At 71.8% G+C, this 24,436-nt stretch carries 25 protein-coding genes and 1 pseudogene; 14 read left to right on the top strand and 12 right to left on the bottom strand.

What is annotated here, in order from left to right; all coding sequences use genetic code 11:
- Positions 1-103: 103 nt before the first annotated feature.
- The gene (locus AAT21_RS21375; RefSeq protein WP_046778594.1) at positions 104-928 is read right to left on the bottom strand and encodes a DUF3626 domain-containing protein; all 825 of its coding nucleotides are present in this window, start codon (positions 926-928) and stop codon (positions 104-106) included.
- A 48-nt stretch (positions 929-976) separates the two neighbouring features.
- On the opposite strand from AAT21_RS21375, the gene AAT21_RS21380 reads away from it, so the two are divergent.
- A complete protein-coding gene (locus AAT21_RS21380) occupies positions 977-1,531 on the top strand; it encodes a GNAT family N-acetyltransferase (RefSeq protein WP_046778980.1) in 555 nt (184 codons plus the stop codon).
- Here the strand turns inward: AAT21_RS21380 and AAT21_RS21385 are convergent.
- The 6 genes from AAT21_RS21385 to AAT21_RS21410 all read right to left on the bottom strand — a co-directional run bounded on the left by AAT21_RS21385 (position 1,528) and on the right by AAT21_RS21410 (position 8,662).
- Positions 1,528-3,099 (bottom strand): hypothetical protein, encoded by a 1,572-nt coding sequence (locus AAT21_RS21385; RefSeq protein ID WP_046778595.1) that lies wholly within the window; start codon positions 3,097-3,099, stop codon positions 1,528-1,530. The two genes, AAT21_RS21380 and AAT21_RS21385, sit on opposite strands and share 4 nt — an antisense overlap.
- Position 3,100: 1 nt before the next feature.
- On the bottom strand, positions 3,101-4,522 hold the full coding sequence (locus AAT21_RS21390; RefSeq protein ID WP_046778596.1) for an ATP-binding protein: 1,422 nt from the start codon (positions 4,520-4,522) through the stop codon (positions 3,101-3,103).
- A gap of 19 nt (positions 4,523-4,541) precedes the next feature.
- On the bottom strand, positions 4,542-6,104 hold the full coding sequence (locus AAT21_RS21395; RefSeq protein ID WP_046778597.1) for an SCO6880 family protein: 1,563 nt from the start codon (positions 6,102-6,104) through the stop codon (positions 4,542-4,544).
- The gene (locus tag AAT21_RS21400; protein WP_200904442.1) at positions 6,101-7,429 is read right to left on the bottom strand and encodes a hypothetical protein; all 1,329 of its coding nucleotides are present in this window, start codon (positions 7,427-7,429) and stop codon (positions 6,101-6,103) included. Before AAT21_RS21400 ends, AAT21_RS21395 begins: the two co-directional genes overlap by 4 nt.
- A complete protein-coding gene (locus AAT21_RS21405) occupies positions 7,419-8,249 on the bottom strand; it encodes a hypothetical protein (RefSeq protein WP_046778598.1) in 831 nt (276 codons plus the stop codon). Before AAT21_RS21405 ends, AAT21_RS21400 begins: the two co-directional genes overlap by 11 nt.
- 104 nt (positions 8,250-8,353) lie before the next feature.
- Positions 8,354-8,662, bottom strand: coding sequence for a hypothetical protein (locus tag AAT21_RS21410; RefSeq protein WP_008742356.1), 309 nt, complete (start codon positions 8,660-8,662; stop codon positions 8,354-8,356).
- 755 nt (positions 8,663-9,417) lie between these two features.
- On the opposite strand from AAT21_RS21410, the gene AAT21_RS37705 reads away from it, so the two are divergent.
- The 4 genes from AAT21_RS37705 to AAT21_RS21430 all read left to right on the top strand — a co-directional run bounded on the left by AAT21_RS37705 (position 9,418) and on the right by AAT21_RS21430 (position 13,044).
- Positions 9,418-9,558, top strand: coding sequence for a hypothetical protein (locus AAT21_RS37705; protein ID WP_157879764.1), 141 nt, complete (start codon positions 9,418-9,420; stop codon positions 9,556-9,558).
- Positions 9,555-10,727 (top strand): alpha/beta fold hydrolase, encoded by a 1,173-nt coding sequence (locus AAT21_RS21420; protein WP_327152755.1) that lies wholly within the window; start codon positions 9,555-9,557, stop codon positions 10,725-10,727. Before AAT21_RS37705 ends, AAT21_RS21420 begins: the two co-directional genes overlap by 4 nt.
- A gap of 566 nt (positions 10,728-11,293) precedes the next feature.
- A complete protein-coding gene (locus AAT21_RS21425; RefSeq protein ID WP_200904443.1) occupies positions 11,294-11,920 on the top strand; it encodes an RNA polymerase sigma factor in 627 nt (208 codons plus the stop codon).
- The gene (locus tag AAT21_RS21430; protein ID WP_046778601.1) at positions 11,920-13,044 is read left to right on the top strand and encodes a CU044_5270 family protein; all 1,125 of its coding nucleotides are present in this window, start codon (positions 11,920-11,922) and stop codon (positions 13,042-13,044) included. The genes AAT21_RS21425 and AAT21_RS21430 overlap by 1 nt, the downstream gene beginning before the upstream one ends.
- 166 nt (positions 13,045-13,210) lie before the next feature.
- Here AAT21_RS21430 and AAT21_RS35965 read toward each other — a convergent pair.
- Both AAT21_RS35965 and AAT21_RS21440 read right to left on the bottom strand, forming a co-directional pair.
- Positions 13,211-14,000, bottom strand: a pseudogene (locus AAT21_RS35965) (pentapeptide repeat-containing protein); the annotation flags it as partial.
- Between the two features lie 4 nt (positions 14,001-14,004).
- Positions 14,005-14,613 (bottom strand): GNAT family N-acetyltransferase, encoded by a 609-nt coding sequence (locus tag AAT21_RS21440; RefSeq protein ID WP_046778603.1) that lies wholly within the window; start codon positions 14,611-14,613, stop codon positions 14,005-14,007.
- A gap of 63 nt (positions 14,614-14,676) precedes the next feature.
- Between AAT21_RS21440 and AAT21_RS21445 the strand changes: the two genes are divergently transcribed.
- The 5 genes from AAT21_RS21445 to AAT21_RS21465 all read left to right on the top strand — a co-directional run bounded on the left by AAT21_RS21445 (position 14,677) and on the right by AAT21_RS21465 (position 20,043).
- On the top strand, positions 14,677-15,285 hold the full coding sequence (locus tag AAT21_RS21445) for a LysE family translocator (protein WP_030964704.1): 609 nt from the start codon (positions 14,677-14,679) through the stop codon (positions 15,283-15,285).
- 51 nt (positions 15,286-15,336) lie between these two features.
- Positions 15,337-16,131, top strand: a complete 795-nt coding sequence (locus AAT21_RS21450; protein ID WP_046778604.1) for a thioesterase family protein — start codon at positions 15,337-15,339, stop codon at positions 16,129-16,131.
- A 123-nt stretch (positions 16,132-16,254) separates the two neighbouring features.
- Complete coding sequence (locus AAT21_RS39730; RefSeq protein WP_046778983.1) at positions 16,255-18,015, top strand: serine/threonine-protein kinase; 1,761 nt, start codon at positions 16,255-16,257, stop codon at positions 18,013-18,015.
- A 76-nt stretch (positions 18,016-18,091) separates the two neighbouring features.
- Positions 18,092-19,099 (top strand): C40 family peptidase, encoded by a 1,008-nt coding sequence (locus AAT21_RS21460; RefSeq protein WP_046778605.1) that lies wholly within the window; start codon positions 18,092-18,094, stop codon positions 19,097-19,099.
- A gap of 215 nt (positions 19,100-19,314) precedes the next feature.
- Positions 19,315-20,043, top strand: a complete 729-nt coding sequence (locus tag AAT21_RS21465; RefSeq protein WP_046778606.1) for a phosphatase PAP2 family protein — start codon at positions 19,315-19,317, stop codon at positions 20,041-20,043.
- 175 nt (positions 20,044-20,218) lie between these two features.
- On the opposite strand, the gene AAT21_RS21470 is transcribed toward AAT21_RS21465, so the two are convergent.
- Positions 20,219-20,437 carry a hypothetical protein gene (locus AAT21_RS21470; protein ID WP_046778607.1) on the bottom strand — a complete coding sequence of 73 codons (219 nt, stop codon included), beginning with the start codon at positions 20,435-20,437 and terminating at the stop codon, positions 20,219-20,221.
- Between the two features lie 115 nt (positions 20,438-20,552).
- Entirely contained in the window at positions 20,553-20,777 is a 225-nt protein-coding gene (locus AAT21_RS21475; RefSeq protein ID WP_063838137.1) for a hypothetical protein, read from the bottom strand.
- 131 nt (positions 20,778-20,908) lie between these two features.
- Here AAT21_RS21475 and AAT21_RS21480 point away from each other — a divergent pair, with 131 nt between their 5' ends.
- The gene (locus tag AAT21_RS21480) at positions 20,909-21,745 is read left to right on the top strand and encodes a hypothetical protein (protein WP_046778608.1); all 837 of its coding nucleotides are present in this window, start codon (positions 20,909-20,911) and stop codon (positions 21,743-21,745) included.
- Positions 21,746-21,920: 175 nt separating this feature from the next.
- Entirely contained in the window at positions 21,921-22,067 is a 147-nt protein-coding gene (locus AAT21_RS38165; protein WP_167350610.1) for a hypothetical protein, read from the top strand.
- 149 nt (positions 22,068-22,216) lie between these two features.
- On the opposite strand, the gene AAT21_RS21485 is transcribed toward AAT21_RS38165, so the two are convergent.
- Positions 22,217-22,600: a metal-sensitive transcriptional regulator gene (locus AAT21_RS21485; RefSeq protein ID WP_046778609.1), complete on the bottom strand. Its 384-nt coding sequence runs from the start codon at positions 22,598-22,600 to the stop codon at positions 22,217-22,219.
- 196 nt (positions 22,601-22,796) lie between these two features.
- Between AAT21_RS21485 and AAT21_RS21490 the strand changes: the two genes are divergently transcribed.
- Positions 22,797-23,417, top strand: a complete 621-nt coding sequence (locus tag AAT21_RS21490; RefSeq protein ID WP_046778610.1) for a DUF47 domain-containing protein — start codon at positions 22,797-22,799, stop codon at positions 23,415-23,417.
- Positions 23,418-23,422: 5 nt separating this feature from the next.
- Positions 23,423-24,421, top strand: a complete 999-nt coding sequence (locus AAT21_RS21495) for an inorganic phosphate transporter (RefSeq protein WP_046778611.1) — start codon at positions 23,423-23,425, stop codon at positions 24,419-24,421.
- The last annotated feature ends 15 nt before the right edge of the window (positions 24,422-24,436 follow it).

A 24,436-nucleotide genomic window follows, 5' to 3' on the forward strand; every position in this document is an offset into this window, starting at 1 on the left:
TGTGGGAGAGTAGGACGCCGCCGAACAATCATTGTGGGAAAGCCCCGCACCGTCATGGTGCGGGGCTTTTCTGCGTTCACGGGGTTTACCTGGAGTGTTTTACTCAGCGCATTCCGAATCCGAATCTTGCCAGGTAGTGCCACACCCGCTTGAGGGCTTGTTCGTCGTACCGGCCCGTGCGGGCCGCCTCGCCGAGGATGTGGGGGGTCAGCCGGCCGGCGACGGCTATCTCCGCGCCGAGGTCGACGTACTCCTGGCCCCGGTATTCGGGGTGGCGGCGGAGCTCGGCGACCGTGAGCAGGTAGCCCGGGTGCCATTCGGTGGGGCAGGGGAGCCGGGCGGCTGCGGCCTCGACCGGCGTACCGCGGTAGCTGGGGTCCAGTACGAGAGCGGCGACATCGCGTTCCAGCAGGACAGGCGTGTGGACCTGGGCCTCGATGTAGTCGTCGAGGGCGTCCTGGTCGTCCGCCTCGGCCAGGGCGATCAGGGACATGCGGTCCGCGACGCCGAAGGAATCCGGTTCCAGGTAACTGTCCGGGTAGCAGAAGGTGGTCAGCGGCAGGGCTGCGGGCGTGAGGCGGAAGTGCGCGGAGCCGAAGCGCGGGGCGGCGCCGGCCGGGTTGCGGCGGAAGTTCAGGGCGCCGTACACGGGGCGGGCTTCAGGGGGCGCGTCGTCGTAGGCTCCGCCGAAGATGCGGCTCTCCCACAGCCAGCGGGCGCCCCCGGGATGGGCGGTGAGACCGCCGTTGCCCGTTCCCGTGACGAACTGGGAGCGGTACACGCCGTCCTCGGCCAGCGCGTCGAGGATCGGACGGTCGCCGGACCAGCGGTCGGGATGGAAGTTGAGGGTCACCGCGACGGCCGGGTCCAGCGGCCGGCCGTGGGACCGGGCAGTGACGTGCTCGATGGCTCTGACGTGCGGATTCATGGGTGAAGTGTGACTGATGGATGGTTAGGATCTCCGCTCGTGAACGAATTGCAGTACGTGATACGTCCGGTGCGTGCCGACGAGTGGGAGAAGGTCAAGGAACTGCGGATCGCCGGGCTCAAGGACCCGGCGGCTCCGGTTGCCTTCCTCGAGACGGTGGAGCAGGCCGAGGAACACCCCGACGAGTTCTGGAAGGGGCGGGCCGAGGGAGCGTCGCACGGGCGGGTCGCCCGGCAGTTCGTCGCCGAGGCCGCCGACGGACGGTGGGTCGGTTCGGTGTCCGTCCTCGTCGAGGAGGGCGGGACCGTCGACTTCTTCGATCAGGCCGTCGAGCGGACGCAGGGGCACTTGGTCGGGGTGTTCGTACGGCCCGAGCGGCGCGGGACCGGGCTGACCGAGGCCCTGTTCGCGGCCGCGCTGGAGTGGGCCTGGGGGCTGGAGGAGCCGGTCCTGGAACGCGTACGGCTCTTCGTGCACGAGGACAACGCGCGGGCCGGCGCCTTCTACCGGAAGTACGGCTTCGAGGCGACCGGCACCGTGATGCCGGTGCCCGGGAACCCGGCGGCCAAGGAGCTGGAGTACGTGCTCCGGCGGCCCGCCTAGAGGTCGGCTCCGGGCCAGCGGGAGCGGGCCTGTTCGCGGCTGCGGCACAGGGCGAGGAGGGGCAGCGTGGCGCCGGCCAGCAGCTCCGGGAGCTGGGGGATCGGGGCCACGGCCGCGACGTCTTCCAGGACCAGGGAGAGTGGTGGGTCGAGCCGACCGTGGGATGACCGTGCGGCCATGCGGCGGCCGTGCTCGACCACGTGAGAGGCGAGTGCGGTCAGCAACGGCATCGCACCCGGGTGGGTGCGAGGGTCCTCCAGAGATTCACCCACCACATACAGGCTGCCCCCTTCGGACAGGAACGAAGCCAAAGTGAGCGAATCCGTTCGGTTCGGATTGCAGGCCTCGCGGATGTGGATCGAGGTGAGGCAGGAGAGGGCACGGGCCGTCAGGTTCAGTGCGAGCTCGCGGCGTTCGGGGTGCGCGGTGAGGGCGCTCTCCAGTTCGCCGGCCGCGCCCGCGGCGGCGTCGGGGTGGGTGCGCAGGATGCGTACCGGGTCCTGGGCGCTGTTGCCCTGGGCCCAGCGATGGAGCTGTTTGAACGGGCGGTCGTCGAGGGCGGCGGCCTGGAGCCAGCTGCGCAGGAGCGTTTCGGCGGTGTCGGCCACCGCCTCGTCCATCCGGGCCTGGGGGCGTACGGGGGCCAGCAGGGCCACCGCGCGGGCGGCGGCGGTGTCGCGGTGGGCGCAGCCCTCGGCGGGGTTCCAGTGCATGCGGGCCGGGGTGTCGCACAGGTGGGAGGGGTCGTAGAGGAGGACCGGGCCGAGTTTGGCGCGGGCGTCCTTGGTCTCGGCCCAGAGGGTGGGGGAGGAGGTGACGATGAGGGCGGCTCCCTCCGTCTCCGCGATGCGCTGGGCTGCGGCGCGCAGGCGGTCGTCGGGGCCGGCGTACGTCATCCCGTGCGGGGCGGGGGCTGGGGTGACGGTGGTGGCTGCCGGGGCGGGGGCGTAGCCGAAGCCGTAGCGGTAGGCGTCGTGGTGCGGGCCGGTGGGGGTGGCGGGGGCGCTGCCCCCGGGCCCCCGCGCCTCGAACGCCGGCGGGGCTGGATCGGTCGCCGGCAGGATTGGATTCGTGGAGGCCGCCGCCGGGACCGCTGCCGCCGGCCGGGCGGGCACCGGTGCTGGTGCCTGGGCCGGAACGGGGGCGGGCGTCGGAACGGGGGCGGGCTCGTGCGGTACGGGGTCCGCGGCGGGGTGCTTCGCCAGGGCGCGGCGGGCCTTGGTGCGGGCCACGACGCCGATGACGAAGACCGTCATGACGAAGAGGATCAGCAGCTGGCTGACGAACAGGCCCCAGAACAGGCCCCAGCCGGAGAGGGCCGCCGGGGCGGTGTCGGGCCAGGCGGCCGCGATGTCGTGCGGCTGCGCTATCAGGGCGCGTACGGCCGTGGGGGTCCGGGTGAAGGTGACGGTGTCGGGCCAGGAGCCGCGGACGAAGAGCGCGGCCAGGCCGGTGGCCGTCCAGACGAGGACGGCCAGGCCGAGGAGGAAGGCCAGCAGGGCGACCAGCAGGCCGTCCGGGATACCGCCGCCGCGCGCGGGGGGCTCCGTACGTCGTGCTTCGTGCATGTCAGGCCACCGTGGTCGCGGATCCCGGGCTGCCGCTGCCGCGGCTGCGTTCGATGGACAGGGCGCGTTCCTCCGCTTCCAGTTCGGCGGCGAGGAGGTCGTCGGGGAGGCGGCTGGGGGTGGAGGACTCGGTCATGGCGCGGTCGGTGAAGACGAGGGGGCGTTCGGCTTCGGTGATCAGGTGTTTGACGACCTGGACGTTGCCGTTGACGTCCCAGACGGCGATGCCGGGGGTGAGGGTCGGGATGATCTCCACCGCCCAGCGGGGGAGGCCCAGGACCAGGCCTGTGGCACGCGCCTCGTCGGCTTTCTGGGCGTAGATCGTTCGGGTCGAGGCCATCTTGAGGATGGCGGCGGCTTCGCGGGCCGCGGCGCCGTCGACGACGTCGGAGAGATGGTGGACGACGGCGACGAAGGACAGGCCGAGGCGGCGGCCGAACTTCAGGAGGCGCTGGAACAGCTGCGCGACGAAGGGGCTGTTGATGATGTGCCAGGCCTCTTCGACGAGGAAGATGCGCTTCTTGCGATCGGGCCGGATCCAGGTGTGCTCCAGCCACACGCCGACGATCGCCATGAGGATGGGCATGGCGATGGAGTTGCGGTCGATGTGGGAGAGGTCGAAGACGATCAGGGGCGCGTCGAGGTCGATGCCGACGGTCGTGGGGCCGTCGAACATGCCGCGCAGGTCGCCGTCGACGAGGCGGTCGAGGACGAGCGCCACGTCGAGGCCCCAGGCCCGGACATCGTCTATGTCGACGTTCATGGCGAGCGCGGACTCGGCCTCGGGGTGGCGCAGTTGTTCCACGATGTCGGTCAGGACGGGCTGGCGGTCGCGGATGCTGTCGACGACGTAGGCGTGGGCGACCTTGAGGGCGAAGCCGGCGCGTTCGTCGAGGCCGTGGCCCATGGCGACTTCGATGATGGTCCGGAGCAGCGCGAGCTGGCCGGTCGTGGTGATGGCCGGGTCGAGGGGGTTGAGGCGGATCCCGGAGTCGTTGGCGGCGATGGGGTCCAGGCGGATGGGGGTTATTCCCAGCTGCTGGGCGATGAGGTTCCATTCGCCGACGCCGTCCTCGCCCTGGGCGTCGAGGACGACGACCTGGCGGTCCTTGAAGCGGAGCTGGCGCAGGACGTAGGTCTTCTCCAGGGCGGACTTGCCGTTGCCGGATTCGCCGAGGACGAGCCAGTGGGGGGCCGGGAGCTGCTGGCCGTAGAGCTGGAAGGGGTCGTAGATGTAGCCCTTGCCGCTGTAGACCTCGCGGCCGATGATGACGCCGGAGTCGCCGAGGCCGGGGGCGGCGGTGGGCAGGTAGACGGCTTGCGCCTGCCCGGTGGAGGTGCGTACGGGCAGGCGCGTGGTTTCGACTTTGCCGAAGAGGAAGCTGGTGAAGGCGTCCGTCAGCGCTGTCATGGGATCTCGCATGGGCGGGTCTTCCCTCCAGCTAGCGTCGGATGCCGGTGGCGAACGGCAGGGTGTTGACGAAGGCGCGGTGGTGCTCGCGGTCGCACCATTCCAGCTTCAGGTAGGACTTGCCGGCCGAGGCGCGGATGGTCCGCTTGTCGCGGGCGAGGGCCTCCGGTGAACGCGAGGACACCGTGATGTACCCGACCAGGTTGACCCCGGCAGCGCCGCTGGCGAGATCTTCACCCCTCTGGTCGAGTCGGCCGTGGGCGGCGATGTCGCGGGGGTCGACGGTGCGGTTCATCTTGGCGGCGCGGGAGGCGTCGGCCTCGTCGTTGGTCTTCTCGGTGAGCATGCGCTCGATGGCGACCTCGGTGGGCTCCAGGTCCATGGTGACGGCGACGGTGCGGATGACGTCGGGGGTGTGGACGAGGAGGGGGGCGAGGAAGTTCACGCCGACGGGGGTCATGGGCCATTCCTTGACCCAGGCGGTGGCGTGGCACCAGGGGGCGCGGGTGGAGGACTCGCGGGTCTTGGCCTGGAGGAAGGTCGGTTCGACGGCGTCGAGTTCGGCGGGCCAGGCGTTGCGCTTGGTCATGGCCTGGATGTGGTCGATGGGGTGGTCCGGGTCGTACATGGAGTGCACGAGGGAGGCGAGGCGGCCCTGGCCGAGGGGCTGGCGGACGCGGATGTCGGCTTCGGCGAGGCGGGCGCAGATGTCGGTGAGCTCGCGGGCCATGACGATGGCGAGGCCGGAGTCGCGGTCGAGCTTGCGGCCCTTGTGGGGGGTGGAGGCGCGGGCGATGGTGACGGCTTCGGCGGCGAGGTCGCGGGTGTAGTGCATGCAGGCGACGAGGTACGCGCGGTGCTGCTCGGAGGAGGTGGACACCATCGACTGGAGCTGGTCGTAGGAGTCGCGGAGCCAGCCGGGGGCCTGGGTGTCGCCGCGCTGGGCGACGTCCTTGGCGTGGGCGTCGGGGTCGGCGGGCAGGGTGCGGGCGAGCATCTGGAGGCGGGTGACGAAGCCGTCGCCGTTGGCGACGTGCTTGAGGAGGGTGCCGAAGCGGTCGACGAGGGCTTCCTGGTCCTCGCTGTCGCGCAGGCCGACGCCGGGGCCTTCGATCTCGATGGCGGCGGTGACGGTGCGGCGGTCGGCGTGGAGGAGTACGGCGATCTCGTCGGGGCCGAAGGGGGCGGCGAGCCAGTTGATGCGGCCGATGCCGGGGGGCGGGCCGACCTCGACCTCGCGACCGTCGGCGGCGCGGACGCCGGCTTCCATGGCACCGGAGCGGTAGGTGGTGCCGCGGCGCAGGGTGCGCTTGTAGCTGCGGCTGATCTCGAACCAGCGGTAGAAGGTGCGGCCCTTGTACGGGACGTACACGGCGGCGAGCGCGAGGACGGGGAAGCCGACGAGGGCGACGATGCGCAGGGTGAGGCCGGGGACGAGCAGTCCGCTCATCATGCCGAAGAACGCCCCGGTGATGATGAGGGCGATCTCGCCGGTCTCGCGGTTCTTGCCGACGATCGCGTTCGGCCGGGCGCGGCCGATGAGATACGTGCGGCGGGGCGCGACCGGGTGCAGCTGGTGGGACTGGGTCGTCAACGCCCGTCACCTCCTGTGTTCCTCGTGCTCGAGCTCGTGCGGGGCGGGGGTGCGGCCGAGGGGACAGATCCGCCGCCGGCCCCGCCGCCGGAGGCAGGACGGCTGCTGTGGGCGGCCACGCCTCCGGAGAGGGGGTTGGCGGGGCGGGGCGCGGCGCCGCCGCCGTCGCCTCCGCGGTGGGCGCCGCGGCTGCTGTGGGTCTTGATGCCCTGGGAGACGAGGGAGGCCGGGGAGCTGATGACGGCGGCTGCCTGGGCTCCGTCGGTGGCCTTGCTGCGGCCGGCGCGGGCGGAGGCGATCTCGTCGCCGAAGCCGGGGACGAAGCGGTAGATCATCGCGGAGGCGAAGATCGCCAGGAGGATGATGGAGAGGCCGGTGACGACGGCGGAGAAGGCGTTCGGGCCCTGGTCGCCGGTGAGGGCGCCGGCGAGGCCGAGGACGATGACGATGACCGGCTTCACGAGGATGACGGCGATCATGATGCCGGCCCAGCGGCGGACGTGGCCCCAGAGGTTGCGGTCGACGAGCCCGGAGTAGACGACGACGCCGAGGAGGGCGCCGACATAGAGGAGGGCGGCCCGGATGAAGAGTTCGAGGAAGAGGATGCCGGCGGCGAGGACGGTGACGAGGGAGACGACGATCAGCATGATCGGGCCGCCGCCGATGTCGTTGCCCTTCTTGAGGGCTTCGGAGAAGGAGCCGAAGAAGACGTCGGTCTGGCCGCCGGTGGCGGAGGCGATGACCTCGGTGACGCCGTCGGTGGCGGAGACGACGGTGTAGAGGATCAGGGGGGTGAAGGCGGAGGCCAGGACGGTGAGCCAGAGGAAGCCGATGGCTTCGGAGAGGGCGGTGGTGAGGGGGACGCCGCGGATGGCTCGCTTGGCGACGGCGAAGAGCCAGAGGACGAGCGTGAGGATGGTGGAGGCGGCGAAGACGACGGCGTACTGCTTGAGGAAGGCGGCGTTGGTGAAGTCGACGTTGGCGCTGCCGTTGACCGCTTCGCTGAGCTTGGTGACGATCCAGGCGGCGGCGTCGGCGCAGCCCTTGGCGAGGGAGGCGAGGGGGTTGAGGGCGTCTCCGCTGTCACTGGGGGCCAGTCCGGTCCCGGGTGTGCCGCCGGATGCGCCCGTGCCGTTCTGGCAGTACTGCTTGGAGGGGCCGTCGAGCAGGGCGCAGGGGTCGTTGGTGGCCTGCGGTGTGGGGGCGGCAGGTGTCGGATCCGGTGCGGCGGGCGCGGCGTGGGCGTGGGTCGCCAGGGCGGCGAGGGCCACGTGGGCGGAGGCGATCACGCCCAGCCGGGCGGGAAGCCGGAGGCTAGCGGGCATAGGTGAATCCTCCGAATTCCTTGATGGCCTTGCTCATGTCGTCGGACGTCGACACGGGGACATCGCCGGGAACCGGGGCGGGCCCGTCCTGTTGGGTGTCGTCGACAACTTTCCAGTCGTCGCCGATCCAACTCAGCTCGAAGGTCCAGGTCTTCCAGAGGGTCCGGACCGGGTCGGTGGACTTGGTGCCGGACATGCCGATGAGGCCCGTGTACCAGACGGAGACCTTGGCGGCGGTCGGCGTGTAGCTCTCCACGCGGGTGCCGATCGGGACGGTGCGGGTGACGAAGGTGCTGCCCTGGGGGGCGTTGCCGTTGGCGTCGAGGCCGAGTCTGGCGAGGAAGGCCGCCGAGTAGGCCTCGTCCTGAGGGCCCTTCATTCTCGACGCGACGTCGGGTGCGTAGATGCCGTCGACGAGGGCGTGGCGGGTGTTCTTGCGGAACATGCCGTCGGAGCCGAGGGCTACCGCGTAGTTGGCGGCGGCCGACTGGGCGCCCTGTTCGTCGTGGGCGAAGCCCTTCGGGATGCCGGCGGTTTTGCCGGTGACCGGGTCGGTGCCCGTGGCTGCCGTGGAGGCGGCGGCCGGGGCGTCGTCCGAGGGGCGGTCGTCGGGGGTGTCCGGGGACTGGTTGGCGAAGGCGATGGCGGCGATCAGGAGGACCACCACGCCGACCACGGTGACCAGGCTGCGGGGGGCGCGGGAGGTGCGGCGGGCGGGGCCGTACGGGTCGGCGGGGGCTTCGGGGAGGCGGGTGCGGGTCTGGCCCGTGCCGCCGACCTCGCCGTAGCCGGCGCCGCCGTACTGGTCGTCGTTGCTCATTTCCGTTTCCGCCCCCTCCGCGTCGTTCGACGGTAGCGCTGGTTCCCGCGTGGACGCGGTGTGGTGAGCCCTCATCAGGTCGGGTCCACCGGTGGTCGGTCGGGCTAGACGGCCATTCCGTAGACGATCGTGAAGAGCGTGCCGAGGGAGCCGATGATGAAGACGCCCGTGAGGCCGGCCACGATCAGACCCTTGCCCTGTTCCGCGCTGAACGTGTCGCGCAGGGCGGTCGCGCCGATGCGCTGTTTGGCGGCGCCCCAGATGGCGATGCCGAGGCAGAGGAGGATCGCCACGGCCATGACCACCTCGATCATGACCTTCGCTTCGTTGCCGAGACTGCCGAACGGCCCCCAGTTCGGGGCGATTCCGCCGATGATGGTGGTGATGTCGCCCTTTTCGGCTGCCAGGATCATGTAACTCACCGCCCCTGTATGGGTAGTTCCGGAAGCCCGCTGCCCGGCGGCAGGGGTCACGCACTATCTTCGCTGATGAAACCGCCGCCGTCGTCGACTTGTCGGCTCTCTTTACCCGATCTCGCGGCCTGTGACCGGCTTCCGTGCTCTGACCTGGGCCGGGTCGGTGTCCATGCGCAAGAACGTGCGGTCACTCTGTGTATCACGGGGGGTGACGCCGGGCAATGATTGTCCTCTCGGCGTACGGGGGGCGGGGCGAGGGGCCGCCGTTCGGAGCAGCGGGGTCGCGTGTCGTTGGGCCGACTCGCTGATACATGTCCGATATTCCGTCAGTAATCCATTCGTACGTGGGGTTGCGGGTGAAGCTCCACATCGTCAGGTAGGACGACGCAGGGAGTGAAGGACGGGTTCCGTGATCGGGGCGGCCCGGCGCATGTGGCCGGCTGGGGGTCTGGCCGTGCCTTTGGTTCTGGTGCTCGGGGGTGTTTCGGCGCCGGGGGCGGCCGCGGTGTCGGGGGTGGGTGGTGTGTCCACAGGGCTGTGGGGCGTCCGGGGTGGTTGCCGGGTGCCGAGTACCGTGCAGCGCCGACCCGGGGCCGGACGTACGCCGGCTACCGGAGCGCGCCGACGGGTGCCGACGGGTGCCGACGGGTGCCTACAGGTGGAAGGATCTGACCAGTCCCCGGCAGACGCCCGGTCGTGCGAGGAAGGCCCGCGGGCTGTCGGTCAAGGTCGCCGGCCGGGTCCATGTGAAGGTGCTCACCACCACAGGTGCCGTCTTCGAGACCTCGTGCGCCCTGACACTGACCTGCACGCTGGGCTGGGCCGCCGTCGTCGGTCCCGGAGACGGCGAGGCCGCGGCGCTGTCAGTGGGGTGCGGCACGCTGGAGGGATGACGACTACCTGGACTCTTGCGGATCTTGAGGCGGCCATTCGGGCGGGATGGTCCGTCGAGACCAGCGAGCCGGCCGACATCAGCCGGGTGCCCTGGACTCCGGAGAATCCGGCGTGGGGGCAGTGCGACATCACCGCCCTGCTTGTGCAGGACCTCGTGGGCGGGGACCTGGTGCTGGGCGAGGTGTTCCACGAGGGCCGGCAGGAGGGCTACCACTGGTGGAACCTGCTGCCCGGTGGCATCCGGGTCGACCTGACGAGGGAGCAGTTCCGGCGGGGCGAGGTGGTCACGCCCGGGCGGGTGGTGAAGCGGCCGGGCGGGCGGCTGAAGCGGCGCTGGGAGGAGTACCAGCTGCTGCGGCAGCGGGTCACCGACAAGCTGGGGCCGCTGCCGGGCGTGATGGTGACGGGGGACGGCCGGCGCCTCGCCTACACGGACTTCGGCGGTCCGGGGGCACCGCTGCTGGCGCTGCACGGGCACTTCGGGGCGGGGGCGGACTTCGAGCGGCTGGCCCGGGAGGTGGGTCCGGCGTGGCGGGTGATCGCCCTGGACCAGCGCGGGCAGGGGGATTCCGACCGGGCGGCGGAGTACACGCGGGAGGGGTACGTCGCGGACGCGGCCGCGCTGCTGGAGCACGTGGGGCTGGGGCCCGCGGTGGTACTGGGGCATTCGCTGGGCGGGGTCAATGCGTACCAGCTGGCCGCGCGGCGGCCGGATCTGGTGCGGGCGGTGGTGGTGGAGGACATCGGGGCGGTGGTCGACGGCGACCTGTCCTTCGCGCGGGCGTGGCCGCGGCGGGCCGCGACCCGGGCCGGGGTCCTGGCGGGGGTGGGGAGTGCGGCGCGGTATCTGGAGGGGGCGGTACGGGAGTACGCGGACGGGTGGGGCACCGCCTTCGAGGTGGAGGACATGGTGGAGTCCCAGCGCGGGCTGAACGGGGACCACTGGGAGGACTGGCTGCGGGTGCGGACGCCGACACTGCTGGTACGGGGGGACCGGAGCGGGGTGCTGTCGGCGGAGCACGCGCGGGAGATGACGGTGCGCAGGGCGGGGGTCCGGCTGGTGGAACTGCCGGCGGGGCACGCGGTGCGGATGGGGGACCCGGAGGGGTACTTCGCCGCGGTACGGGGCTTCCTGGCGAGGCTCGCCCGAGCCGCCGCACCGGCCTGACGCCCGAGCCGGCGGGCCTGCCGGCCGGCCTGGGTTGCCGGCTGGGCCGCCGGGGGCCCAGCGGGGGCCCGGTGGGGCCTGGTGGCTGGGCCGATGGTGCCGCGGGCTCGGACGGCGCCGGGCTTAGGGTGTGCCGGGTTGACTGGCGCCCGGGCTGAGGGTGTGCCGGGTTGGCCGGCCTCGGGCGGAGGGGGGCGGGGCCGACAGGGCCTGTGGCCGGGCCGCCTGGGTCGCTGGGTTGGTTGGTGCCGAGCGGGCGAGCCGGTGGCGTGTCTGGTCGCTGGGCCTGGGGTCGCTGAGGTGGCGGGCGGGCTGCAGGGGTGCGGGGATGGCTGGTGCCGAGGGGATGAGCCGGTCGGTGGTGGTGCCAGGGCGCTGCGTATGGGTGGGGTGTTGGGCTGTGGGGATTGGTGTGGTGCTTGGGTGGGGTCCGACGGGCTGGTGGCTTGGGGCAGCCGTTGGCCGGGCGGTCCGGTGGTGGCGCCGGCCCGGCACCTCGGGTGGTGTGACGCGCGTCACGGGAACTCGGATGGGGTGGCGGACAGCCGACAGGAGTGACCACAGAGATGCGAACTCGGGTGCGAGCCGGTGATCCGGACGCCTATGCGGAGCTGTTCGACAGTTACTCCCGCACCCTCTACAACCATGCCTTCCGGATGACCGGGGACTGGGCCGTCGCGGAGGACGTCATGTCGGCGGCCTTCATGGAGGCGTGGCGGCTGCGCGGCACGGTCGATCCCGAGGGCGGTTCTCTCCGACCCTGGCTCCTGGGGATCACCACCAACCTCGCCCGCAACCACTGCCGCAGCAACCGCCGCTTCCGGGCCGCCGCGGCCGCCGCCGCGGCGGCAGCGGGGGCCGTGGCCGTACCCGATCACGCCGACGAGGTGGCCGGCCGGCTGGACGACCGGCAGCAGATCGCGGCGACGCTGGCCCGGTTGAGTGCGCTGCGCGGACCCGAGCGCGAGGTGCTGCTGCTGTGCCTGTGCGAGGGCCTGGAGTACGCCGAAGCCGCCCGGGTCCTCGGAATTCCGGTCGGAACCGTGCGCTCGCGGCTGTCCAGGGCCCGTACGAAGCTGCGCAAACTCGCCGACGCGGAACTGAAGAAGAACCGGCGGGAACTCGCGGCCCGGGCCCGACAGACATATGAGGACCGCGCGAAGGCGGTCCGGTCCGCACAGGAGGGAATCTGATGAACGCCGACCTTTCCCGGCCCCACCCGGCCGATCGGGAGGACGACTCCTCCCTCCGCCTGACGTTCGTCGAGCGGGAACTTCCTGCGGGCCGCCACCAGTTCCACAAGGAGCGACTGATGGCCCAGATCCACGAAGACCTCCGAGCCGCCGACGCCGCCGATGCCGGCACCGTCACCCCCGCCCGTCGGACGGGGGCGCGCAATCCCTTCCTGCGCCGTGCGTTCCTGGTGCCCGCGGCGGCGTTCGCCCTGGCGGGCGCGCTCGCGGCCGGGTTCCTCACGTACGTGGACCAGGGCGCCGCGGACGGGCCGGGCTCCACGATCGCCACGGGGCCGGCGATGACCACCCGGATCGGGACCGCCGAGGCCAAGGGCACGGCGGAGCTCCTGGACCGGATCTCGCTGGCGGCCGCCTCCGTCGGACCGGGCGTGAAGGTGCGCCCGGACCAGTTCATCTACATCGGGAGCAAGACGGCCAACACCTACGTGAAGATCGTCGGGAACAAGAGCAGCCTGGTCAGCCAGGAGCTGCACATGCGCCACACGTGGAACTCCCCCGACGGCCTCAGGGGCTGGCTGATCGAGCCCGGCGCCACGGGCCCGGGGGGCCTGACCCTGGACCGGCCGAAGGTGAACGGCAAGGACATGCCGCCGAGCCTCAACGGCCCGAGTCACGACTATCTCGCCGGGCTGCCCACCGACCCCGACGTGCTGCTGAAGAAGATCTACGAGGAGACCCGCGGGATGGGCCGCAACCCGGACCAGCAGGCCTTCACGACCATCGGTGACCTGCTGCGGGAAACCTATCCGCCGGCGGAGCTGGCGGCCGCGCTCTACAAGACCGCGGCGAAGATTCCCGGTGTGGTGACGGTCGACGATGCGGTCGATGCCGCGGGCCGTCATGGGCTCGCGGTCGCGCGGCTGGATGAGGAGAACGGCCAGCGGGAGGAGTGGATCTTCGACCGGCAGACGCTGGAGTTTCTCGGGGAGCGGGTCGTCCAGGTGCGGGGTGACGCCGGTGAGGACGGGCTGATCAAGGAGGGCACGGTGGTGTCCACCAGTGCGGTGATGACACGGGGTGTCGTGGACCGGATGAAGGAGGTGCCGGGGGCGGGGCGCTGACGCTCGCCTGCGGCGGGCTCGGCGGGCTCGCCGGATGGCGTGGGGGTGGGGCCGGTGCCGTGCGGTGTCGGGTGCGGCGCCGTTGCGGGGGCGCTGCCCCCGGGCCCCCGCGCCTCAAACGCCGGCGGGGCTGGGATGGTGCGGCGGGGCTGGGGTGGTGGGGCGNGGGTCAGGGGGGTGGGGAGTCGGGTGTGCTGGTCGCCTTGGGCCGCGTTCAGTTGGGGCTGGGTGAGGAAGACCGCTCCTCGGAGGTCCGCCCCGCGCAGGTTCGCGTCGCGCAGGTCCGCGCCGATCAGGTCGGCCGTACGGAGGTCGGCGCGTGAGAGGTCGGCGGCGATCAGATAGGCGCCGCGGAGGTTGGCCCCGCGCAGGTTCGCCCCGGAGAGGCGGGCACCCATGAGGTCCGCGCCCCGGTGGTTCTTCTTGCGGCCCGGGACCTTGGCGCGGACCAGCTCGCTGGTCTCCAGCAGCAGCGTGTTGATCCGCCCGCGCAGGGCCGCGACGTCCAGGGCGGCGAGGGCGCCGGCGTCGGCGCGCGTCCACTCCTGCGTCTCGGAGAGCAGGCGGCGCAGGCCGGGGTGGACCGGGGCCGCGTCGGGGAGGCCCAGTGCCTGGTCGACGTAGAAGAGCAGCTCGTGCAGCTGTCGCATCACCGGGAAGACCTCGAACATCGCCCCACGGGTCTCGGGGTGCGCGCGCCAGTCGCGGCCGCCGAAGGTGACCTGGGAGACCTGCTGGCCCGCGCCGAAGCAGTCGAAGACGGTGCAGCCGCGGAAGCCCTGGTCGCGCAGCCGGGTGTGGATGCCGCAGCGGAAGTCCTGCTGGAGGTTCTTGCAGGGGGTTCCGGCGGACTTGTTCACGGCGAAGTCGTTGGACCTGGCGAACGGCAGGGCTACGCAGCAGAGCGCGAAACAGTTCGCGCAGTCGGCTCGGAGAAGGGGCAGGTTCTCGGACACGCCTTCATTGTCGCCGGTCGGCGGCGGTCAGGCGCATCCTGCGGACGCTCCAGGGCACGCCGTCGACGACCTCGACCGCGTCGAGGATCGCCGTCGTGCGGAAGCCGAGCTTCTCGTAGACGCGCAGCGCCGCCGTGTTGTGGGTCCAGACGCCCAGGCGGATCTCGGGCAGGGCCAGTTCGTCGAAGGCGATGGAGACGGCGAGCGTGACGAGTTGCCCGCCCAGGCCCCGGCCGCGGGCTCCCGGGGCGATGAGGACGCGGCCCAGGCGGCCGTCGGCGAGAGAGATGTGCCCCAGCGGGGTCCCGAGCGGCAGGCCGGGCTGGAGGCCGTCCGCGGTGCCGTCAGCGAGGCCACCCGCAGGGCATCCCGGAGCGCTGCCCGCAGTGGCGTTCGGCGCGTCGGCCGTGGTGGCGGTCCGGCACACGGCGGTCCATGTGCGGCGGCCGGGTTCGGCGGCGTATGCGGTGAGCTGGGCGTCGGTCAGGGGCCAGGTGAAGTTCGGGCCTGCCCAGGTCATCAGGGCGGTGGGGTCCGGGATCCAGCTGCGCAGCACGGGGGTGTCGGTGGGTGGGTGGAAGGGGCGCAGGGCGAGCGGCGGCGGGAGGGGCATGCGGCAAGTGTCCTCCGTGGAAAGGGGGTTGATCGAGAGGGGCGGCGCGGCGAGCATCGCCGTATGACAGAAGTGATCGCAGTCGCCGTCATCACCCTGCTCGCAGTGATCAGTCCCGGCGCCGATTTCGCCATGGTGGTCCGCAACAGCTACCTCTACGGGCGGCCCACCGGGCTGTTCGCCGCCGCCGGGGTCGCGGCCGGTGTGCTGGTGCACGTCTCGTACACGATGCTGGGGGTCGGCCTGCTGATCGCCTCCTCCACCGCGCTGTTCACCGTGATCAAGCTGGCGGGTGCGGCGTACCTGGTGTGGATCGGGATACGGACCTTCCGCGCGCGGGCCGAGGTGACCGTGGACCTGGAGTCGAAGCCGCAGCTGACGCGGCTGGGGGCGATGCGGTCGGGGTTCCTGACCAATGTGCTCAACCCGAAGACGACGCTGTTCGTCGTGTCGACCTTCACACAGGTGGTCGATCCGGGTACGCCGCTGTGGCAGCAGGCCGGCTACGGGCTGTTCATGTCGGCGGCGCACCTGGGCTGGTTCGGGGCGGTGGCGGTGTTCTTTTCCGTCTCCGGTCTGCGCGAGCGGATGCTGAGGGCGCAGAAGACGCTGAACCGGGCCATCGGGTCGGTGCTGGTGGGGCTGGGGGTGGGGCTGGGGTTCGCCCGCTGAGCCCGCGCCGGGGGCTGGTGGCCGTGGTTACCAGTCGGTAGCGTGGCCTGTATGGGCACTGCCGAGGGGTTCTTCGAACGACGTGATGCCGGGCGGTTCACCGCCACCGAGTACACGCGCGGGCCGTGGGACCCGGGCTCGCAGCACGCCGGTCCGCCTGCGGCGCTGCTCGGGCGGGCCGTCGAGGAGCGGCCGGGTGCCCGCGCGGACATGCGGATCGCCCGGATCACCTACGAGATCCTGCGCCCGGTGCCGATCGGCGAGCTGGAGGTCACCACCACCGTGCTGCGCTCCGGCCGCAGCACCGAGGTGGTCGAGGCCGCGATCGGCCCGGTGGGGGCCGCGCCCGTGATGCTGGCGAGGGCCCTGCGGATCCGGGTCGCCGAGGAGTCCGTACCGGCCGTGGTGAGCGGGCCGCAGCTGCCGACGCCCGGAGAGGTGGAGACGACGCCGTTCTTCCCGGTGCCGTGGGAGACCGGCTACCACTCGGCCATGGAGACCCGGTTCACCGAGGGCGCCTTCGTCGAACCGGGCCCCGGCACCTGCTGGATGCGAATGAAGGTGCCGCTGATCGCCGGGGAGGAGACCCGGCCGCTGGACCGGGTGCTGATCGCGGCCGATTCGGGCAACGGGATCAGCGCGGTGATGGACTTCGGCGCCTATGTCTTCATCAACAGCGACCTGACCGTCCACCTGCACCGCCATCCGGTGGGCGAGTGGGCGTGCGTGCAGGCCCGTACGAGTGTGGACGCCGCCGGCATCGGTCTGGCGGACGCGCAACTGCACGACGAGAAGGGCCCGATCGGGCGGAGTGCGCAGAGTCTGTTCGTGGCGCCGCGTTCCTAGGCCCTGTCAGACCCTGTCGGGGGCGGGGGGCCGGGGCGTCGCTCCCGCGGTCGCGTCCGGGGTCGCCGGGCGCGTCTCAACCCGGCGCCGGGGCGCGGGAGTCGGTATGGCAGGCTCGTGCGGGTGGAGGCCCTGAGAGACGTCGACCCCGCCCGGATCGGGGCGCATGTGCTGCTGGCCCGGCTCGGTGCCGGGGGGATGGGGCAGGTGTACCTCGGGCGGTCGCCCGGCGGGCGCCTGGTCGCGGTGAAGGTGATCCGGGACGAGATCACCGGACATCCGGAGGCGCTGGCCCGGTTCCGGCGCGAGGCCGAGACGGTACGTGCGGTGCGCTCGGCGTACACGGCGAACCTGATCGACGCGTCGCTGGCGGCGGCGCCGTACTGGCTTGCGACGGAGTACGTGGCGGGGCCGACACTCGGTCACGCCGTGGCCGAGCGAGGCGGCCTGCCGGCGGACACATGCCTGCGGCTGTTCGCGGCCCTGGCCGAGGGGCTGGCGAGCGTGCACGGCTACGGGGTGACGCACCGGGACCTGAAGCCGCAGAACGTCATCCTGGGCGCGCAGGGGCCGCAGCTCATCGACTTCGGTATCGCGCGGGGCGTGGGCGAGACGGCCCTCACGCAGGACGGGCACGCTCCGGGGACGCCGGGGTACACGGCGCCGGAGGTGTTGCGGGGCGCGGAGGCCGGGGCCGCGGCGGACGTCTTCGCCCTGGGCGCGACGATGGCGTACGCGGCGACCGGGCGCCCGCCGTACGGTACGGGTGACGCGGCGACGGTGAGCTACCGGGCGGTGCACGAGCCCGTCGACCTGGCCGGGGTCGCGCCGGGCCTGGCGGCGCTGATCGGGGCGTGCGTGGCGAAGGATCCGGCCGAGCGGCCGGACCCGGCGGAGATCGTCCGCCGCTGCGGGGTGCGGGACGCGCTGGTGGACGACCCGGTCTACGCGGGGCTGGGGGCGCTGGGCGAGCCGGTACCGGTGCCCGCCCCCGCGCGCGTACCCGGCCCCGCGCCCGTGCCTGTACCGGGTTCTGCCCCCGTACCGGGTTCCGCGCCGGCGGCGGGCGCGGTGCATGCGCTGCCGACCGAGGGGCCCGGCTATCCGTACGTCCCCACCCGGCCCGAGGGGCCCCCGGCGCGGCCCGTGCGGCGGCGCGGGCTATGGGCCGGTGCGGGGGTGGCCGTGGCGGCTGCCCTCGCCCTGGCGGCCTGGAAGCTGGTACCCCCGGCCGGCGGCGAAGAGGCGGGCCGGGGGGCGGAGGCCTCGGCCGGTCCCGCGGGCACGCCCGCCGGGAACCCGGGCGCGGGAGGCGCCGGCCCCGCGCCCGCTGCGTCCGGGGGCGCCGCCGGCAAGCCGCCGGCCGAGTACATCGAGGGCAACCGGATCTCGCGCTACTTCTGGCTGCCCTCCACCGACCCGGAGCGTGCGGCGCACGGCACCGGCGCGTGCAACCTGGGGGCGGAGCAGAAGCCGCCGGGTGCGGACTTCCAGGTGGGCGCCGAGGTTTCGGGCAAGTCCGTCAAGATCAGCATGCGCGTGAAGTACGCCGAGAACAGCCCGGTCAAACCCGACCCCTACTACGTGTCGGTGGCGGTCAGGGCCCCGCACGACCTCGACCCGCAGACCGGAAAGCCGTTCCCGATGGACAACCGGTCCGTGGGCTTCACCAGCAAGCCCGTCGACATCTACAGCAAGTGGAAGACGGGTGAGTTCCTCACGCTCACGTACCCGGACGACTTCGCGGAGCACGTGAACGGCCGGACGTACCCCGGCGTGCCCCTGGCCAACGACCCGGGGGACTGGACGCTGGTCTTCTACCACGTCGAGGATGATCCTACGAACTACGCGAGCATCGCCTGCTCCGGCTTCCAAGTGGGGTAGTAGGACATGCGACACGGGCGATTCGCACGTTGAAGTGACCTCGATGGGGGAGGGTTGACGGGTGCGCAGATTCTGGATGGCCGGCGGGATCGGGATCGGGCTGTGTCTGACGTTCGTGACGCTCCTCGTCGTGGGGACGTACTCGGCGGCGGCGGGGCTCGTGGGAGCGGGCGCCGGCGGCCGTGCCGTGGGCCTGACGAAGGGGGCCGTGCCCGCCAAGTACCAGGCACTGGTGGAGAAGTGGGGCAACCTGTGCCCGTCCATCAGCCCGCCGTTGCTCGCGGCGCAGCTGTACTCCGAGAGCGGCTGGAACCCGAGTGCCGTGAGCCCGGCGGACGCGCGGGGCATCGCGCAGTTCATCCCGGGCACCTGGGCGGGCCACGGAATCGACGGGGACGGGGACGGGGACCGGGACATCTGGGACCCGAACGACGCCATCCCCTCGGCCGCTTCGTACGACTGCACGCTGGCCAAGGACGTGCGGAGCGTGCCCGGTGACGCGACGTCGAACATGCTGGCCGCCTACAACGCAGGCGCCTACGCGGTCATCAAGTACGGGGGCGTGCCGCCGTACAAGGAGACCCAAGGGTATGTGAAGGCGATCACGACGCTGGCGAAGAGCTTCGAGCGGCCCGTGGGGCGGGTGGCGCCCTCGCAACAGGCCGCCGGGGCCATCTACTTCGCGCAGAAGCAGCTGGGCACGCCGTACCTGTGGGGCGGCAACGGTACGCCCGACCACGGCGGGCGGTTCGACTGCTCGGGGCTGACCAAGGCCGCGTACGAGACGGTCGGGATCGAGCTGCCGCGCGTGGCCAACGACCAGTACAACGCCGGGCCGCACCCCTCGCGGGACGAACTCCTGCCCGGAGACCTGGTGTTCTTCTCCGATGATCTGACGAACTCTCGGGAGATCCGGCACGTCGGGCTCTACGTGGGCGGCGGATACATGATCAATGCCCCGTTCACCGGAGCGGTCATCCGTTTCGACAAGATCGACACTCCCGACTACTTCGGGGCGACGCGCGTGACGAAGGACGGTGCGGCCTCCCTCCCGGTGCGGGCCGCGGCCGGGCGGCCGTCCTAGGGCGTGTCTCGCAACTCTCCGTGATGCAAAGGCCCTGAGCTGCGACGACCAGTCACTCTTCGATAACGTTGCCGTGATCATTCGGTGGAGAGTGGAACCCGGCTGCCAGAACGGGCGTTCCATCAACGCGGGGGTTGATCAATTGGGTGTCGAAGGGGCGCACACCCGGGTGCGCCCGCAGGGGAACCACGGCAAGAGCAAGGGGCCGCGTCACCATGGCTGGACTCACAACAGGTGGGCCGAACGTGGATGTCAGCCTGCTGTACCAGGTCAACGGAGCGGCCCGGCGGGCCCCCGCGTGGCTGGACACGGCCGTGAGCCTGGCCGGTGAGTACGGGATCCTGCTGGCCCTGGTGCTGCTCGTGCTGTGGTGCTGGCGCGGCGCCCGGCGCCAGGACGAGACCACCGCCGTCGAATCCTTCACCGCGCTCGTGTGGGCCCCGCTCGCCGCGGGCCTGGCGCTGCTCGTGAACGTACCGCTGCGTGAATTCGTCGGCCGGCAGCGGCCGTTCCACCAGCACGAGGGGCTGCAGGTGCTCGACCCAGGCTGGGGCGTGGGGCTCGCGAACACCGAGTACTCCTTCGTCAGCGGCCACACCACCGTCGCGATGGCCCTGGGAGTGGGCCTGTTCGTCGCGAACCGGAGGTTCGGGATCCTGGGGATCGGGCTGGCCCTCGTGGAGGGCATCTGCCGTGTCTACATGGGCCTGCACTACCCGACCGATGTGATCGGCGCGCTCGCGCTCGGCACCGCCGTGGTCCTCGTGCTCGCCCCGCTCGCGCTGGCCGTGCTGAACCCGCTGGTCCGGGCGGTCGCAGACTCCCCGCGCTTCGGAGGGCTCGTACGGGCCGGGGACCAGGACCGGCCCCTGCCGGTCGACCTCGCGCAGCCCCAGAACCCGCCCGCGGGCCGGCGTACGCAGGACAACGACCTCGCAGCCTGACGGCCGGAGCCACCGACGGCCGGACCGTTGCCGTCGGGACCGCTGCCGCGGAGATCCCGCCTACCGGGTCAGCCCGTTCCGTACGAGTCCCATACGGCGAGCAGTACGGCCGTCAGCAGGCACAGCGCGGCCACCCCGAAGCACAGCCGGACCGCCCGCGGGCGGGGCCGGGGCGTCACTGGTCACCCGCGTCGGTGTCGCCCTCGCCGCGGTGGCGCGAGCGCAGCCACAGCCCGGTGGCCAGGGCGGCGGCGGAGGTGAGCCCGATGGCCAGGGCCACGTCGGCCGGGCTGTCCGCCGAGCCCACGGGTCTGGCCCAGGCCGCGGCGGCCGGGGCGAACGCGAAGAGCAGGGCCCAGAGAAGGGCCGCGAGTCGGGCTGCGGAACCTGGCATGAGTCAAGGGCATCCGCTGCGACGCCCCCCGGCCAGCCGGGCCGTCCGAACGGGCGAGAGCACCGGCGGGGCCCGGCCCGCCACCGGATGACCGACCGGATGACCGACCGGATGCCTAGGGCGTCTCCGGGGTCTCGTGACGGGCGGCATCCTTGCGGGCCAGGTCGCGGGAGCGGCGGGCCGGACCCTTCCAGCCGCAGGAGCAGATGGCCAGGCAGAACGATCCGCGCTCGGCGGTGGAGGTCATGTGGACGGTCGGCGGCTGGGGCTGCGACTGCGGCCGCGGCAGCGGTACGGCGTCGAGCGCAGGGACCGGGGTCGCGGCGATGTGCGGTTCCACTTCTCCACGGTACCCGGGGCCGGTGGCGGGCGGGGAGGGAGTGCCCCGTGACGGGAAACCCGGGGCCTCGTTATCCGGAGCGGGTGGGGACCTCGGGCAAGCAGCGGTCATGCGTTGGGGGTTGGCAGGCGATGGTGGAACACCGGCACAGGCTGCTGCGCGGACGCGCGGCTGAGGTGGTGCTCGCCGCCGGAGTCACCCTGGCGGTCACGGCGACGGGCGGGTGCGCCGGCGGTGGCGGCGGGAGCGACGACCGGTCCCCGGAGGCAGCGGCCTCGGTGGTCCGCGGGGCCGCGGACGCCCTGGCGCGCACGGGCAGCGCCCGTGCGCGTACGGCCATGGAGATGGCCACGGGCGGGACCCGGGTCACCATCCGCGGCGAGGGCGGCGTCGACTTCAAGAAGCGGATGGGGCAGCTCCTGGTGCTGCTGCCCGCCGACGTGAAGGGCGAGGACGAGCGCCGGCCCATCACCGAGCTCCTCGTACCGGGCGCCCTCTATATGAAGAACCGCGGCGCGGGCGTTCCCGCCGACAAGTGGGTGCGCATCGACACGACGACCCTCGCCGACGGGAACCTGGTCACCGGCGGGGCCACCGATCCGCTGATCGCGGCCGAGCTGCTGCGGGCCGCGCAGCAGGTGACGTACGTAGGGGAGACCGAGGTGGCGGGCACCAAGGTGCGGCACTACCGGGGGACCACCGACATCGGGCGGGCCGCCGTGAGCGCGTCGGCCGAGATGCGCGGGGCACTGGCGGCCGCGGCGAAAGGGTTCAGCAAGGACACGGTCCCCTTCGACGCCTACCTGGACGAGGAGGGGAGGCTGCGGAAGGTCAGACACCGCTTCAGCTACGTCAACAATGGCGTGATCGATGTGTCATCGACCACGCTGCTGTACGGGTTCGGGACGCCGGTGACCGTCGTATTGCCCGCGAGCGGGGACATTTACGCCGGAAAGATCGCCGACTAGCGGGGCGGGCGGTCCGGGAGCGGCGCGATCGGGCCATGGCCGGGTATCCGGAAATGGTCCATCCGTGTCATGCGGCGGGAGGGACGTCCTCCCTACGCTGAGAAGCCGGGCGCCGGCAAGTGGTGCGGCATGACCGACGACGGCCGGTGGCCGGTGGCAGATTGAGGTGACACGCGTGACTCCCGCAGGCGGTACGACGGTGCAGGACCACGTGGCGCTCGCCGAGATCGAACTGTGCGGTGAGCTGATCATCGCCGCGTCAGCGGCCGCCGAGGACCGGCTGAGCCTGGACCGCATCGACGAGGTCCTGCTGGGCCGTTAGTGCTGTGGCGGTGTCCCCACGTCGCGAGCCCAACCCAGCCCGGCCCAACCCGCCCCATCCCTGCCCGGCCGCCTGCCCCGCCTGCCCCGCCGGTCGTACGGGTGCCGCGCCGGGCCCGCCTCGTGCGGGCCGGCGGCGGGGCCGGGGGCTCAGGTGCGCAGGAGCCGCGCGATGGCCTTGGTGGCCTCCTCGACCTTGGCGTCGATCTCCGCGCCGCCCTTGACCGCCGCGTCGGCGACGCAGTGGCGCAGGTGCTCCTCCAGCAGCTGGAGCGCGAAGGACTGGAGCGCCTTCGTGCTCGCCGAGACCTGCGTGAGTATGTCGATGCAGTAGACGTCCTCGTCGACGAGCCGCTGGAGGCCGCGGATCTGCCCCTCGATCCGGCGCAGCCGCTTGAGGTGCTCGTCCTTCTGGTGGTGGTAGCCGTGGACGGCCCCGCCCTCGTGGGAGGTGCCGGGACCGGCCGCCGTCACCGTCGTCGCCGCCGTGGCCGCCGTGCCGGCTCCGGGGCCCTCCGCCTCGATGGTCGTCATACGTCCTCCCGTGGTCCGGAGCGAGGGGGATGCATACCCCTCATGGGTATAGAATACCGGGCTTGCGCCCGAGGTACGGGGGCCCGTGTTCCTCACTCTGCCTGATGGAGGACACTGGGGAACTGCCGGTTAGCCGTGGCCGGGGGATGCGCCTAGCATCAGCCTGACCGACTCCAATGCACCCCGAGGACCTCACGTGCGATTTCGTCTGACCCCCAGGGAGACGAGCTTCTACGACATGTTCGCCGCATCCGCGGACAACATCGTCACGGGCTCCAAGCTCCTGATGGAACTGCTCGGAGCGGACTCGTCCGCCCGGGCCGAGATCGCGGAACGGATGCGGGCGGCGGAGCACGCGGGGGACGACGCGACACACGCGATCTTCCACCAGCTGAACTCCTCCTTCATCACGCCGTTCGACCGCGAGGACATCTACTCCCTGGCGTCGTCGCTCGACGACATCATGGACTTCATGGAGGAGGCCGTCGACCTCGTCGTCCTCTACAACATCGAAGAGCTGCCCAAGGGTGTCGAGCAGCAGATCGAGGTGCTGGCGCGGGCGGCCGAGCTGACCGCCGAGGCCATGCCGCACCTGCGGACGATGGACAACCTGACCGAGTACTGGATCGAGGTCAACCGCCTTGAGAACCAGGCCGACCAGATCCACCGCAAGCTGCTCGCGCACCTGTTCAACGGCAAGTACGACGCCATCGAGGTGCTGAAGTTGAAGCAGATCGTCGACGTGCTCGAAGAGGCGGCCGACGCGTTCGAGCACGTCGCGAACACGGTGGAGACCATCGCGGTCAAGGAGTCCTGAACCTCGTGGACACCTTCGCTCTGGTCGTGACCATCGGTGTCGCGCTCGGTTTCACGTATACGAACGGTTTTCACGACTCGGCGAACGCGATCGCGACCTCCGTCTCCACACGGGCACTGACCCCGCGGGCGGCGCTCGCGATGGCGGCCGTGATGAACCTCGCCGGCGCCTTCCTGGGCAGCGGGGTGGCCAAGACGGTCAGCAGCGGCCTGATCGAGACGCCCACGGGCTCCACGGGCATGTGGATCCTGTTCGCGGCGCTGGTCGGCGCGATCGTCTGGAACCTGATCACCTGGTACTTCGGCCTGCCCTCGTCCTCCTCGCACGCCCTCTTCGGCGGCATGGTGGGCGCGGCCCTGGCCGGAGGCACGGAGGTCATCTGGTCGGGCGTGGTCGACAAGGTGGTCATCCCGATGTTCGCCTCGCCGGTCGTCGGCCTCGTCGCCGGTTTCCTGGTGATGGTCGTCATCCTGTGGATGTTCCGCCGCGCCAACCCGCACAAGGCGAAGCACGGCTTCCGTATCGCGCAGACCGTCTCCGCGGCCGCCATGGCGCTCGGCCACGGCCTCCAGGACGCGCAGAAGACGATGGGCATCGTGGTGATGGCCCTGGTCATCGCCGACGTCCAGACCGCCGACGACCCGATCCCGGTCTGGGTCAAGGTCGTGTGCGCCGTGATGCTGTCGCTGGGTACGTACGCGGGTGGCTGGCGCATCATGCGTACGCTCGGCCGCAAGATCATCGAGCTGGACCCGCCGCAGGGCTTCGCGGCGGAGACCACCGGCGCCTCGATCATGTTCGGCTCGGCCTACCTCTTCCACGCGCCGATCTCCACCACCCACGTGATCACTTCCGCGATCATGGGTGTGGGTGCGACGAAGCGTGTGAACGCGGTGCGCTGGGGCGTCGCCAAGAACATCATCCTTGGCTGGTTCATCACCATGCCGGCCGCGGCTCTGGTTGCCGCGGTCAGCTTCTGGATCGTGAACCTGGCCTTCGGCTAGTGGTGCCGCCCCGTG

This window comes from Streptomyces yangpuensis (genome assembly GCF_001005295.1).
GTDB lineage: Bacteria > Actinomycetota > Actinomycetes > Streptomycetales > Streptomycetaceae > Streptomyces > Streptomyces yangpuensis.

Bases quoted from the DNA above. Each gene is read 5' to 3' on its own strand.
- AAT21_RS21400 (WP_200904442.1), bottom strand. From the start codon at position 7,429: ATGCCCGCTAGCCTCCGGCTTCCCGCCCGGCTGGGCGTGATCGCCTCC.
- AAT21_RS21440 (WP_046778603.1), bottom strand. From the start codon at position 14,613: ATGCCCCTCCCGCCGCCGCTCGCCCTGCGCCCCTTCCACCCACCCACC.
- AAT21_RS21470 (WP_046778607.1), bottom strand. From the start codon at position 20,437: ATGCCAGGTTCCGCAGCCCGACTCGCGGCCCTTCTCTGGGCCCTGCTC.
- AAT21_RS21480 (WP_046778608.1), top strand. From the start codon at position 20,909: ATGGTGGAACACCGGCACAGGCTGCTGCGCGGACGCGCGGCTGAGGTG.
- AAT21_RS21430 (WP_046778601.1), top strand. From the start codon at position 11,920: ATGAACGCCGACCTTTCCCGGCCCCACCCGGCCGATCGGGAGGACGAC.
- AAT21_RS21425 (WP_200904443.1), top strand. From the start codon at position 11,294: ATGCGAACTCGGGTGCGAGCCGGTGATCCGGACGCCTATGCGGAGCTG.
- AAT21_RS21390 (WP_046778596.1), bottom strand. From the start codon at position 4,522: ATGCGAGATCCCATGACAGCGCTGACGGACGCCTTCACCAGCTTCCTC.
- AAT21_RS21420 (WP_327152755.1), top strand. From the start codon at position 9,555: ATGACGACTACCTGGACTCTTGCGGATCTTGAGGCGGCCATTCGGGCG.
- AAT21_RS21405 (WP_046778598.1), bottom strand. From the start codon at position 8,249: ATGAGCAACGACGACCAGTACGGCGGCGCCGGCTACGGCGAGGTCGGC.
- AAT21_RS21450 (WP_046778604.1), top strand. From the start codon at position 15,337: ATGGGCACTGCCGAGGGGTTCTTCGAACGACGTGATGCCGGGCGGTTC.
- AAT21_RS21375 (WP_046778594.1), bottom strand. From the start codon at position 928: ATGAATCCGCACGTCAGAGCCATCGAGCACGTCACTGCCCGGTCCCAC.
- AAT21_RS21410 (WP_008742356.1), bottom strand. From the start codon at position 8,662: ATGATCCTGGCAGCCGAAAAGGGCGACATCACCACCATCATCGGCGGA.
- AAT21_RS21460 (WP_046778605.1), top strand. From the start codon at position 18,092: ATGGCCGGCGGGATCGGGATCGGGCTGTGTCTGACGTTCGTGACGCTC.
- AAT21_RS21485 (WP_046778609.1), bottom strand. From the start codon at position 22,600: ATGACGACCATCGAGGCGGAGGGCCCCGGAGCCGGCACGGCGGCCACG.
- AAT21_RS21445 (WP_030964704.1), top strand. From the start codon at position 14,677: ATGACAGAAGTGATCGCAGTCGCCGTCATCACCCTGCTCGCAGTGATC.
- AAT21_RS21465 (WP_046778606.1), top strand. From the start codon at position 19,315: ATGGCTGGACTCACAACAGGTGGGCCGAACGTGGATGTCAGCCTGCTG.
- AAT21_RS21385 (WP_046778595.1), bottom strand. From the start codon at position 3,099: ATGCACGAAGCACGACGTACGGAGCCCCCCGCGCGCGGCGGCGGTATC.